We start from the raw sequence: 12,526 nt of genomic DNA, 5'->3' as shown, positions 1-12,526 counted from the left end.
CCTTCTCTGTTATGGGGATAACAGTTCGGATTTTCCCATGAGTAGCATTATTGGCAGAGCCAATTTGCTGCTGACCACCTCCGCAGGAGGTGGTATTCAGTTATGAATAAATAATTAACCTCTCCTCACCCTTTCAAATTACCTCACACCACAACTGTAATTAAAGTGGACTCTTTCCCATAATAGAACTTTTATCTGTTCTTATCGTACAGTGAATATTTTGAATTTTATGCCTAATTCCTTATATTTTATATGTTAAAAATAATCAGAACTAAAATGCATTTCATTCATAAAAAAGATATCATCAATATTATTTCAACCATTTCCCTCTGATTTATTTGCCCGGGGGCAATGTGTGAAACTGACATCTGATGTGGTCAACAAAAATTGAATCATCCAAGGACAAAAATACGTCATTAAAACAGCAAGGGAACACATTCCCTTATGAAATGAATAGTTATTTTGTAGTCGCCAAGCGTTCCCGCATTTTGAGCTGAATCTCACGGATCTGGTACTGTTGCCAGACATTGACAAACAAAAAAACCCAGACAACGATGGCTGGGTTTTTAAAATAGTTTCTTTAGCTTATTGTTTACAGAACGCTTTTCGCCTGCTGAACAATATCAATCAACGGTTGTGGCCAAACACCAAGGATCAACACCAATAATGCACTGAGCAACACCACAATCCCGCCAGAGGTAAATGCCCAATTGCGGGGTGTATCACGGTTTAGCGCTTTCGGTGCTGGCAGGTACAAGCTCACCATCACACGTAGATAGTAGTAAAGACCGATGGCACTACCCACAACAACGGCACCAGTCAGCCACCACAATTTTGCTTCAACACCCGTCGCGATGACATAGAATTTGCCAATGAAGCCAAATGTTAATGGTATTCCTGCCAATGATAACATCATCACTGTCATTACCGCTGACAGGATCGGTTTATGCCAGAACAAGCCACGATATGAGAACAGTGAATCCGCATCTGGCCCTCTGTATGGGCTGGACATCAAGCTGACCACACCAAATGCCCCGATGCTGGCAAGCAAATAACCGACCAGATAAATACCTGCCGTCTCTTCTGCCAACGTATGATCTTTGATGGCAACCAATACCACCAGCAAATATCCCAAATGAGCAATGGATGAATAGCCCAGCAGTCGTTTGATATTGCTTTGTGTCAAGGCCAATAAGTTACCAAACAGGATAGATGCAATAGCAATCACAGTTAGCAGAATACGTAAGGTTATGCTTTCAGCCACGGGTGCTTCAATGAATAAACGCATGATAACTGCGAAGATCGCAACCTTACTTGCCGTTGCCAGAAAGGTCGATACCGGTGCTGGTGCGCCTTGATAAACATCCGGTGTCCACAGTTGGAAAGGCACAAGGGAAAGTTTAAAGCCCAATCCTACGATCATCATCCCCAAGCCAGCCAGAACTAACGGTTCATGCAGTTTGCTATCGCTCAAACTTTTTCCAAGTGATGCGAAAGACAAATCACCGGATTCTGCATACAGCAATGCAATACCAAATAGCAGGAATGAAGATGCGGCCGCAGACAGCAACATATATTTGATGCCCGCTTCCAACGAACGTTTCTGCCGATAGGCATAACCCACTAAGCCAAACAGCGGCAGGGTGATCAATTCAATTCCGATAAACAGTGATGCCATATGGTTGGCAGAAGAGAGCAGAATGCCCCCAGCCGCTGCGATCAACACCAACAGATAAAATTCTTCTTTATTATCGGGATAATTTTCCAACCATGAATAGGCAAATGTCGTTGTTGCAAGGCTCGCAATCAGCACAAGCGCAGTATAGAACATTGCAAAACGATCTACATGAATCAATGGCGTGACATCCATTGGCTCCTGCTGTCCCACAAAATAGAGAGAGAACAGGGCCAGGTTTAGACCAATCACCGTCAAGGTGACATTGGTGAAATGATCGCGTCGCCACGCAATGGACAACATCACAACCACTACCGTCAATCCGACGATCAATAGCGGCAACAGTGCGATCAATTGTTCAGAAGTTATTGTCATGGCGAATTACGGCCTTGTAGTTAAAAGTGAAGCTGAATACCAATTCTGGATGTTACCCATTGCTGCGGCTGAGGTATCAAGAATTGGCTGCGGGTAAACCCCTAAAATCACCAGCAAGACAACCAACAGCAGCAAAATGGAAATTTCACGCACATCCATTCTCTGTAAGGGTTTATCCGTTTTTGGCGTACCGTAATAAGCCTTCTGCATCAAGTACAGTGCGTAAACGGAGGCAAAAACCAAACCGAACACGGATACCGTAGTCACCAGGGTAAATTGACTGAAGCTGCCAAACAGGATCATAAATTCCCCGACAAAGTTACCGGTTCCTGGCATACCTAATGTGGCTACCGCAAAAAACAGGGATATCGCAGGCAAGAGTTGAATTCTTCCCCACAATCCACCCATTTGGCGCATATCTCGGGTATGCAGGCGTTCATAGATCTGACCACACAGAATAAACAGACCCGCGGCTGACAGACCATGTGCAATCATCTGGATCACCGCGCCTTGATAAGCCAATTGGCTACCCGTGTAAATGGCGATAAGCACAAAGCCCATGTGAGAAACACTGGTATAGGCAATCAAGCGCTTGATATCAGTCTGGCTGAATGCCATCCATGCACCGTAGAAAATACCAATGACGCCCAGCCACATGGCAATCGGAGCGAATTCCGCAGAGGCTTGCGGGAACAGAGGCAAACTGAAACGCAACAAACCATAAGCCGCCGTCTTCAGCAAAATCCCTGCAAGGTCAACTGAACCGGCTGTTGGTGCCTGACTATGAGCATCCGGCAACCAGCCATGTAAAGGAACAACCGGCATTTTCACCGCGAATGCAATGAAGAAACCCAGCATTAGCAGGTATTGAACGGTGTGTGACATCGGCGTATCCAACAGTTTTTCATAGTTGAATGTCCATTCGCCGGTTGCATCATGGTGAATGAAAGCCAGTGCCAGAATCGAAATCAGCATCACCAAACCGCTGGCCTGGGTATAGATGAAGAATTTCGTTGCCGCAGTGATACGGGTTTTACCTTCCGAGCCTCTGTGTCCCCACAGGGCAATCAGGAAGTACATCGGTACCAACATCACTTCCCAGAAGAAGAAGAACAAGAACAGGTCGATGGCAAGGAAAACCCCCATCACACCACCCAATATCCACAGCAGGTTCAGATGGAAGAAGCCCTGGTATGGCTGGTTTTCATTCCATGAACAGAGGATTGCCATCAAACCCAGTAATGCAGTTAACACCACCATCAGCAAGGATAAACCATCCAGTGCCAGATGAAGGCTAATGCCAAAACGTGGGATCCACTGAAGCAAGAATTCTGATTGCCACTGTGGTATGCCCTGTGGGTTGGTGAGTGTATAACCGCCCTGTAACCACAGGTACAGGGAGAGTAACAGCGTCAGTCCCATCGCCAGAAGCGCTATCCAACGCGGCATACGGGTGCCGAAGCGCTCGGCCTGCCAACACAACAGGCCTCCGATGAAGGGCAGAAGAATTAGCCAAGGTAGTAGCATGGCGCAATGTGTCCCTTAATTAAACCAAAAGCAGCAGAGCTAAAACCAGCACTGCACCCAACCCCATAGAGGTAGCGTACCAACGGACTTGTCCGTTCTCACTCCAACGAAGCCCTTTATTGCCCCAACGTGACAATATGGCTGGAATGTTCATTAGTGAGTTCAAAGGATCACTTTGCAACAGGCGGGTGATGCCCTTGAATGGTTTCACAAATACCCAGTCATACAGCGCGTCAAATCCCCAGGCATGGAACCACCATGTGGAGAAGAAACGCCCTGGGGCACTGTTCGCCGTGGCATTGACCACACCACGTTTGCCCAGATACAACACAGCTGCCAGTAAGATACCGATAACGGCAATCACACCAGAAATAATTTCCAATGTCATTTTGCCATCATGCCCTGCCGCGCTGTTTTCTGATAGAACACTCTCAGGTAAGACGCCCGCCAGCGGTGGCACAATCAGCGCACCCACAAAAGTGGACAACACCAGCAATACGGACAATGGCAAGGTATGAGTAATGCCCTTGACTGGATGAGCATGGGTATTTTCTTCACCGTGAAACACGATAAAGATCATGCGGAAGGTATACAGTGATGTCATCAATGCCCCAATCAGCCCCGCCAGCATCAGGTTCATATGACCATTTGCCAACGCACCCCACAGGATTTCATCCTTACTGTAGAAACCGGCCGTCAGTAATGGCAGTGCCGACAACGCAGAGCCACCCACCAGGAAGCAGAGATAAACAAATGGGATACGCTTACTCAGCCCGCCCATTTTGAAGATGTTTTGCTCATGATGGCAGGCCAAAATCACCGAGCCAGAAGCCAGGAACAGTAATGCTTTGAAGAATGCATGGGTCATCAGGTGAAAAATCGCGGCATCCCACGCCTGTACACCCAATGCCAGAAACATGTAGCCAATCTGGCTCATGGTGGAGTAAGCCAGCACTCGTTTAATATCTGTCTGTACCAGAGCGGCGAAACCAGCCAACAGCAAGGTGATCGCACCAATAATACCGACCCAATGCAAGATATCAGGCGCCATCAAGAACAATGCATGGCTGCGGGCAATCAGATAAACCCCAGCGGTAACCATCGTAGCGGCGTGGATCAGAGCAGAAACCGGTGTTGGACCAGCCATTGCATCTGCTAACCATGTTTGCAATGGTAACTGAGCGGATTTACCAACAGCACCACCCAAAATCATCAAGGTTGCCCAGGTGATCGCGCTAGAACCTACTTCAATATGTTGTGGTGCCAATACCGCCAATTCGCGGAAACTCAGCGTACCAAGCTGGTCGTAAAGGATAAACATACCAATGGCAAGGAATACGTCACCAACACGGGTCACAATGAAAGCTTTCATTGCCGCCGCGCCATTGGCAGGGTTTTTGTAGTAGAAACCGATCAACAGGTAACTGCACAGGCCGACGCCTTCCCAACCGAGATACATCAGCAGTATGTTATCTGCCAGTACCAATACCACCATACTGGCGATAAATAGGTTGGTATAGGCGAAGAAACGGGAGTATCCCTCTTCACCGCGCATGTACCAAGAAGCGTAAATGTGGATCAGGAAACCAACGCCAGTCACAACACTCAGCATTGTCAGTGACAGACCATCCAGCACCAGATTAACGGGGATGCTGAAATTATCCACTGCCATCCAGTTCCACAGCGTTTGGCTGTAGACCAGCCCCCCTGCCCCATCCTGGGTAAGAAAATCAATCGCTACCCAGAAGGTGACCAATGCTGCCAGCCCAACAGAACCACTCCCAATGGTGGCTGACAAATTTTCAGACCAGCGGCCACGGGAAAATGCCAATAGCAAAAATCCCAGCAGTGGCAGCAGAATTGTTAAATAGAGTAAGTTCATCCGCGCATCTCACTGACTGTATCAATATTCAGGTTTTGGCGACGACGGTGCAACTGTAGTAACAGTGCCAAACCGATGCTCGCCTCGGCGGCTGCCAGCGTAATGGCCAGAATGTACATCACCTGACCATCAGGCTGGAGCCAATAGCTGCCAGCAACGACAAACGCTAGCGCTGAAGCATTGATCATGATTTCCAACCCGATCAGCATAAATAACAGATTGCGGCGGATAACCAGGCAAGTGAAGCCTAATGTAAATAGAATAGCCGCCAAAATGAGGCCATGAGGTAACGCTATCATTATTGTTGGTCCTCCGCACGATTGCTGATCACTTCCCCTTGCCGATTTTCACGGCCGATGTGGTAAGCCACGACCAATCCTGCCAATAACAGCAAAGAGGCCAGCTCGACCACCAATACATAAGGGCCAAACAGGCTAATTCCCACTTCTTTGGCACTGACGACTTCACCACTGATTTCAGCAGATGACAGGGTACTGATGGCGTAAACCAACACAATCAACAGCACGATAGACAGGAGTGACGGGCCAATCCAGGCACGGGGTTGTAACCAGCGCCGTTCCTGCTCGACAACTGATTTTCCCAGATTCAGCATCATCACGACGAAGACGAACAACACCATAATTGCGCCCGCGTAAACGATGATCTCCAAAGCACCAGCAAAATAGGCACCCATTGAAAAAAATACGACGGACAGGGCCAACAAGGAAATAATCAGATACAACAGAGCATGCACTGGGTTCGTATGGGTTATTACCCTGAGTGTTGCGAGAATAGCAACCAGCCCTGCGACATAAAATGTAAATTCCATGAATATCGCTCCTTACGGCAACAGGCTTTTAACGTCGATAGGCTTGGCTTCATTGTCGGCTTCGCCTTTATCCTTGCCGTCAATTGCCATACCTGTCTTACGGTAAAAGTTATAGTCAGGGTATTTACCTGGCCCTGAAATCAGCAGATCTTCTTTCTCGTATACCAGATCCTGACGCTTGTATTCACCCAGTTCAAAATCCGGTGTCAACTGAATAGCGGTAGTTGGGCACGCTTCTTCACACAGGCCGCAGAAAATGCAACGCGAAAAGTTGACGCGGAAGAATTCAGGATACCAGCGCCCATCCTTATGCTCGGCTTTTTGCAGTGAGATACATCCCACCGGACATACCGCTGCACACAAGTTACACGCAACACAACGCTCTTCACCGTCAGGATCACGCGTCAGAACGATGCGCCCACGGTAACGGGGTGGCAGATAAACTGGCTCTTCCGGATACATTTTTGTTTCGCGTTTATGGAAGGCATGAAGCCCTATCATCCAAATACTGCGTACCTGGGTGGCGAAACCGACCACTAATTCTTTCAATGTCATGGTTCAATCACCCCTTTATTGAGCGTTGTATAAAATAACTGCGGCTGTCGCTAGCATATTCAGTAACGTTAACGGCAGACAAACTTTCCAGCCAAACGACATCACCTGATCATAACGAGGACGTGGCAATGCAGCACGGATCAAGATGAACATCATCATGAAAAATGCTGTTTTCAACGCAAACCAGACGAATGGAGGCAAGAGAGGTCCATTCCAGCCACCAAAGAACAACGTGACGATCAAAGCAGATACCGTCACAATCGCGATATATTCTCCGACAAAAAATAGACCAAATTTCATACCGGAATATTCAATGTGATAGCCATCGGCCAGTTCTTGCTCGGCTTCCGGTTGGTCAAAGGGATGGCGGTGGCATACCGCGACACCCGCAATGGCAAAGGTCAGGAAGCCAAAAAATTGAGGAATGACATTCCACACATGTTGCTGTGAATTGACGATATCCACCATGTTAAAGGAGCCAGCTTGTGCTACAACGCCCATCATGGACATACCAAGGAAAACTTCATAACTCAATGTCTGTGCTGATGCACGCATCGCACCCAGCAAGGCATATTTGTTGTTACTCGCCCAACCCGCAAACAGCACGGAATAAACCGCCAGACCCGCCATCATCATGAAGAATAAGATACCGATGTTCAGATCTGCGACCATCCATGTTGGGCTTACCGGCACGATAACAAAGGCCAGAAGCATTGAGCAGAATGCAATGACAGGGGCCAAAGTGAAAATGGCCCTGTCAGAAAAACGAGGTGCCCAGTCTTCTTTAAAGAACATTTTGATCATGTCTGCAACAAGCTGCAATGAACCGCCCCAACCGACTCGATTTGGCCCATAACGGTTTTGAAACAGGCCAAGAATGCGGCGTTCAAAGAAACTCATGAATGCCCCACAGATCACCACGACCAGTAGAATGACAACCGCTTTCAGTACAGTAATCAGGATTTCAATGACATCGGGAGTCAACCAGCTCATTATGCAACCTCCCGTAAGTTATGGACTGATTTGCCTGCCAGAACCGGCGGTATACCTGACATTCCCAGTGGCAAGCCAATTTGCCCTTGGGCCAGATTACCACTTAAGCGCACGGCCAAACGCAGTTGCTGCCCTTCACAATCAAATGCCATTACAGCACCTTCTTTCACCTTCAAATGCTCCGCATCTTTATGATTGATCATCACATACGGCTCAGGCATACGCTCCTGTATTACATTAGAACGTTGTGACAGTTCTTCACTGCCGAACAAATGGAAATAAGGCGCAACATGCCATTGATCTTTTTGCGCAGTAAATGCGGTCGGGATAGCGTCAAAATAGTTCAACCCACCATCAACCGTTTCGATCAAACGAACCCCTGGATCACCAAAGCGCAGCTTGCCACCCACTTCAGCCTGGAATTTATTCCACGCTTGCGGTGAGTTCCAGCCCGGTGCCCATGCAAAGGGAATTTGCTGACGTGGTGCATATGGGCTGTTGTTCCCTTCCATTGAGAAAGCAAATGCAGTATCGATATCCTGTGGCTGACGCTGCTCATGGACACTGACATCAGCCAACATCGCGGTACGGCCGCTATAACGATGAGGTGAACGCGCCAATTTTTGCCCACGAATACGGAATGTCGCATCGGGTGCCGCATTGACGATGCCTTTGAATTGCGGCATCACTTTGACACAAGCTGCAATCACATGATCAAGCTGTGTCCAGTCGGTTTGGCACTGGGTATAGGTGGTATACAGGGAATGCATCCAGCGCCAGCTTTCTAACATAACGATGGATTTATCATAAAATGCAGGCTCGTAAACCTGGAAATAGCGTTGGGCACGACCTTCTTGATTCACCAACGTACCATCGCTTTCAGCAAAACTGGAGGCCGACAGAATCAAATGCGCCTTATCCATAATAGCGGTGCGTTGGTGATCCACGACGATCAGATTTTTCAGACTATCCAGTGCGCGATCAATTTTATCCGCCGGTGCATGACGATAGAGATCGTTTTCCATCACAATGGCGGTATCTGCATCCCCTTTAGCGATACGCTGTAAAGCAGCATCCAATGGCTGCGCTTCCATCATCGCCAGCCCCAAACTATTGGCATATGCGGCAACATAGGAAAGACCTACATCCGCACCTTTATCTTTCAGGGCCCATGCGATATTGGCAGCAGCCTGAATCAAGGCATCACTGCCTGGATTGCTGCCACTGATAATCAATGGCTTTTTCGCATCACGCAATGCGTGCGCAATAATGTCCACTTTCGATTTCAGCGCATCCGGCAGATCACTAACGGCAGGGGCGATATTGTTCAAGGCATGTGCTACGGCGAAACCCAGGCGAGCCTGATCATCAATGGGTGCACGGTAGCTCCATGCGGCAATATCATCCAGTCGGGTTTCATCGACACTGGTCAGGAAGAGAGGATATTTGGCGTGCTGGCCAATATTCATCACAGCCGCAATCTGCCAGTCTGCCACTTTCTGAGCAGCCGCCATTTCACGCGCTTTGCCTTTCACAGCCTGACGCACAGATAACGCCATACGGGCAGCTGTTTGGGTCAGGTCTTCCCCTAACACCAGCACCGCATCATAATCTTCAATTTCACGCAGCGATGGCGTATAGACTCCACCTTGCTGGAGAATTTCTAACATCGTATCAAGGCGATGTTGTTCTTCCGCTGAAATACCACTGTAGAAGTTTTCCGCACCAACCAATTCACGCAAGGCAAAGTTACTTTCAATGCTGGCACGCGGTGAACCGATGCCAATGGCATTTTTCGCCTGACGCAAAATATCTGCGCCCCCTTGCATGACTTGCTCAGCATTCAATGAAATCCACTGATCGCCACGCAATTGTTGTGGCTGGCGAGGACGGTCGTCACGGTTGACATAACCATAACCGAAACGCCCGCGGTCACACATAAAGTAGTGGTTGACGGTGCCGTTGTAACGGTTTTCTATCCGGCGCAATTCACCGTAACGTTCACCAGGGCTGGTGTTACAGCCAATACTGCACTGTTGGCAGATGCTTGGCGCAAACTGCATGTCCCATTTACGGTTGTAGCGTTCTGAATGTGTTTTGTCGGTAAATACCCCTGTTGGGCAAATTTCAACCAGATTACCGGAAAATTCACTTTCCAATGTGCCACTTTCAGGACGACCAAAATAGACGTTGTCATGAGCGCCATAAACACCAAAATCCGTTCCATCCGCATAATCTTTGTAGTAACGGACACAACGGTAACAGGCGATGCAACGGTTCATTTCATGAGCAATGAATGGCCCCAATTCCTGATTTTTGTGAGTACGCTTGGTAAAACGGTATTTTCGGAATGAATGCCCCGTCATCACTGTCATATCCTGTAAATGACAGTTACCCCCTTCCTCACAAACTGGACAGTCGTGGGGATGGTTGGTCATTAACCATTCCACAACACTGGCACGGAACTGTTTAGCTTCTTCATCATCAATAGAGATATACGTGCCATCTGACGCTGGTGTCATGCAAGACATCACCAGACGACCACGCGTATCTTCCGCGTTTTGATATTGCTTCACCGCACACTGGCGGCAAGCGCCAACGCTTCCCAGCGCTGGATGCCAGCAAAAATAAGGTATATCAAGCCCCAATGAGAGGCAGGCTTGTAACAGGTTATCAGCCCCGTTTACATCATATTCTTTGCCGTCTACATGTATCGTAGCCATAGTCAGCATGCTTCCCAATGGCCTGCCATGGCAGGCGTTAATCAAAAATTAGCCCGGTTGTTACCAACGCTGGTTGAGCAGGTTTGGTTGAATCCCCGCAATCAGGTTAGTATTGCCATAATCTTTGGTGACAATTCCCGCTTCAAACTCTTCACGGAAATATTTAATAGCACTCTGCAAAGGTTCCACAGCACCTGGCGCATGGGCACAAAATGTTTTGCCTGGGCCAAGGAAACGACAGAGTTGTTCTAAAGTTTCGATATCACCTGGCTGGCCTTTGCCACTCTCAATAGCCCGGAGGATTTTGACACTCCACGGCAAGCCATCACGACATGGCGTACACCAGCCACAAGATTCACGGGCGAAGAATTCTTCAAGATTGCGGGTCAGGGAAACCATATTGATCTCATGATCCACCGCCATTGCCAGTGCGGTTCCCAATCGACTACCTGCTTTAGCGATATGCTCAAAATCCATCGGCAGATCTAAATGGTCTGCGGTCAGGAAATCGGTTCCTGCCCCTCCGGGTTGCCATGCCTTGAATTTCAAACCATCACGCATGCCTCCCGCGTAATCTTCAAGAATTTCACGTGCGGTTGTACCAAAAGGTAATTCCCAAAGACCTGGATTTTTGACCCGACCAGAAAAGCCCATCAATTTGGTACCGGCATCTTTACTTTTGCCAGCACTCAAACCGATATACCACTCTTTCCCATGTTCAAGAATGGCAGGAACATTGCACAATGTTTCGACATTGTTGACGCACGTAGGTTTACCCCACACGCCAGCGGTCGCAGGAAATGGGGGTTTTGAACGTGGGTTTGCCCGGCGCCCTTCAAGGGAGTTAATCAAAGCGGTTTCTTCACCACAGATATAACGACCCGCGCCAGTATGAACAAACAGTTCAAAATCAAAACCACTGCCCAAAATGTTCTTGCCAAGCAATCCAACCGCTTTAGCTTCCTCTATGGCTTTGCGTAAATGGACAGCCGCTTCGACATATTCACCGCGCAGGAAGATGTAACCGCGATAGGCTTTCAATGCAAAGGCACTGATTAACATGCCTTCCACCAACAGATGAGGCAATTGCTCCATCAATAGGCGGTCTTTGTATGTGCCCGGCTCCATCTCATCCGCATTACACAACAAATAGCGGATATTCATGCTTTCGTCTTTTGGCATCAGGCTCCATTTCAAGCCGGTTGAGAAGCCTGCACCGCCACGACCTTTTAAGCCAGCATCTTTAACCAGTGCGGTAATTTCATCAGGAGCCATGCCCTTCAATGCTTTTTCGGCGCCTTTATAACCATTTTGGCTTCGGTATTCATCCAGCCAGACAGGTTGTTGGTCATCACGCAACCGCCATGTCAGGGGATGAGTTTCCGCTGTGCGGATAATTTCTTTCACTCCTGGATGCGTTGTCATGGATATTGCTCCAGTAACTTTTCAATTTCTTCGGGTCTTACGTAACTGTGGGTGTCCTCATCAATCATCATCGTGGGTCCCTTGTCACAGTTACCCAGACAGCAGGTTGGCAATAGTGTGAAACGCCCATCGGCCGTGGTTTGCCCCGGACGAATGTTCAGATACGATTCTATCGCTGACTGAACACCCTGAAAGCCCGTGATGTGACATACGACACTGTCACAGTAACGGATAATGTGGCGTCCCACTGGCTGCCGGTAAATCTGGCTGTAAAACGTCGCTACACCTTCCACGTCACTGGCCGGAATACCTAATACCTCAGCAATGGCATAAATGGCACCATCTGGCACCCAACCACGCTGCTTTTGTACAATTTTCAGTGCTTCGATTGACGCAGCACGCGGATCTTCGTAGTGGTGTTTTTCCTGCTCAATAGCGTTACGTTCGTCAGCACTCAATACAAACTCATCCGGTGTCTGAGCGTCCGTTACGTTAACCACATCAAGGCGTGCTTGCTTGTTTGCGTTAAATTCACTTTGCAT

At 48.3% G+C, this 12,526-nt stretch carries 10 protein-coding genes; all 10 read right to left on the bottom strand.

Annotation, left to right across the window (positions count from 1 at the left end):
* Positions 1–592: 592 nt before the first annotated feature.
* The 10 genes from nuoN to nuoE are packed head-to-tail and all read right to left on the bottom strand — an operon-like array spanning position 593 to position 12,526.
* Positions 593–2,050 (bottom strand): NADH-quinone oxidoreductase subunit NuoN, encoded by a 1,458-nt coding sequence (gene nuoN / locus IQ209_RS15150; protein ID WP_193852075.1) that lies wholly within the window; start codon positions 2,048–2,050, stop codon positions 593–595.
* Between the two features lie 6 nt (positions 2,051–2,056).
* On the bottom strand, positions 2,057–3,577 hold the full coding sequence (nuoM, locus tag IQ209_RS15145; protein WP_193852074.1) for an NADH-quinone oxidoreductase subunit M: 1,521 nt from the start codon (positions 3,575–3,577) through the stop codon (positions 2,057–2,059).
* Positions 3,578–3,596: 19 nt separating this feature from the next.
* Complete coding sequence (nuoL, locus tag IQ209_RS15140) at positions 3,597–5,459, bottom strand: NADH-quinone oxidoreductase subunit L (RefSeq protein WP_193852073.1); 1,863 nt, start codon at positions 5,457–5,459, stop codon at positions 3,597–3,599.
* Positions 5,456–5,758: an NADH-quinone oxidoreductase subunit NuoK gene (gene nuoK / locus IQ209_RS15135; RefSeq protein ID WP_193852072.1), complete on the bottom strand. Its 303-nt coding sequence runs from the start codon at positions 5,756–5,758 to the stop codon at positions 5,456–5,458. Before nuoK ends, nuoL begins: the two co-directional genes overlap by 4 nt.
* Complete coding sequence (gene nuoJ, locus IQ209_RS15130) at positions 5,758–6,288, bottom strand: NADH-quinone oxidoreductase subunit J (RefSeq protein WP_193852071.1); 531 nt, start codon at positions 6,286–6,288, stop codon at positions 5,758–5,760. Before nuoJ ends, nuoK begins: the two co-directional genes overlap by 1 nt.
* A gap of 12 nt (positions 6,289–6,300) precedes the next feature.
* Positions 6,301–6,843 carry an NADH-quinone oxidoreductase subunit NuoI gene (gene nuoI, locus IQ209_RS15125; protein ID WP_189759296.1) on the bottom strand — a complete coding sequence of 181 codons (543 nt, stop codon included), beginning with the start codon at positions 6,841–6,843 and terminating at the stop codon, positions 6,301–6,303.
* A 15-nt stretch (positions 6,844–6,858) separates the two neighbouring features.
* On the bottom strand, positions 6,859–7,836 hold the full coding sequence (gene nuoH / locus IQ209_RS15120; protein WP_193852070.1) for an NADH-quinone oxidoreductase subunit NuoH: 978 nt from the start codon (positions 7,834–7,836) through the stop codon (positions 6,859–6,861).
* Complete coding sequence (gene nuoG / locus IQ209_RS15115; RefSeq protein WP_193852069.1) at positions 7,836–10,559, bottom strand: NADH-quinone oxidoreductase subunit NuoG; 2,724 nt, start codon at positions 10,557–10,559, stop codon at positions 7,836–7,838. The genes nuoH and nuoG overlap by 1 nt, the downstream gene beginning before the upstream one ends.
* Before the next feature lie 60 nt (positions 10,560–10,619).
* Positions 10,620–11,984 (bottom strand): NADH-quinone oxidoreductase subunit NuoF, encoded by a 1,365-nt coding sequence (gene nuoF, locus IQ209_RS15110; protein ID WP_193852068.1) that lies wholly within the window; start codon positions 11,982–11,984, stop codon positions 10,620–10,622.
* Positions 11,981–12,526 carry an NADH-quinone oxidoreductase subunit NuoE gene (nuoE, locus tag IQ209_RS15105; protein ID WP_193852067.1) on the bottom strand — a complete coding sequence of 182 codons (546 nt, stop codon included), beginning with the start codon at positions 12,524–12,526 and terminating at the stop codon, positions 11,981–11,983. The genes nuoF and nuoE overlap by 4 nt, the downstream gene beginning before the upstream one ends.

Origin of the sequence: Xenorhabdus sp. BG5 (genome assembly GCF_015163665.1) — a bacterium.
GTDB lineage: Bacteria > Pseudomonadota > Gammaproteobacteria > Enterobacterales > Enterobacteriaceae > Xenorhabdus.
This window is presented reverse-complemented; position numbering and strand designations above follow the sequence as displayed.

Excerpts from the sequence above, each read along its gene's own strand:
- nuoN (WP_193852075.1), bottom strand. The coding sequence starts at position 2,050 with ATGACAATAACTTCTGAACAATTGATCGCACTGTTGCCGCTATTGATC.
- nuoM (WP_193852074.1), bottom strand. The coding sequence starts at position 3,577 with ATGCTACTACCTTGGCTAATTCTTCTGCCCTTCATCGGAGGCCTGTTG.
- nuoL (WP_193852073.1), bottom strand. The coding sequence starts at position 5,459 with ATGAACTTACTCTATTTAACAATTCTGCTGCCACTGCTGGGATTTTTG.
- nuoK (WP_193852072.1), bottom strand. The coding sequence starts at position 5,758 with ATGATAGCGTTACCTCATGGCCTCATTTTGGCGGCTATTCTATTTACA.
- nuoJ (WP_193852071.1), bottom strand. The coding sequence starts at position 6,288 with ATGGAATTTACATTTTATGTCGCAGGGCTGGTTGCTATTCTCGCAACA.
- nuoI (WP_189759296.1), bottom strand. The coding sequence starts at position 6,843 with ATGACATTGAAAGAATTAGTGGTCGGTTTCGCCACCCAGGTACGCAGT.
- nuoH (WP_193852070.1), bottom strand. The coding sequence starts at position 7,836 with ATGAGCTGGTTGACTCCCGATGTCATTGAAATCCTGATTACTGTACTG.
- nuoG (WP_193852069.1), bottom strand. The coding sequence starts at position 10,559 with ATGGCTACGATACATGTAGACGGCAAAGAATATGATGTAAACGGGGCT.
- nuoF (WP_193852068.1), bottom strand. The coding sequence starts at position 11,984 with ATGACAACGCATCCAGGAGTGAAAGAAATTATCCGCACAGCGGAAACT.
- nuoE (WP_193852067.1), bottom strand. The coding sequence starts at position 12,526 with ATGCAAAGTGAATTTAACGCAAACAAGCAAGCACGCCTTGATGTGGTT.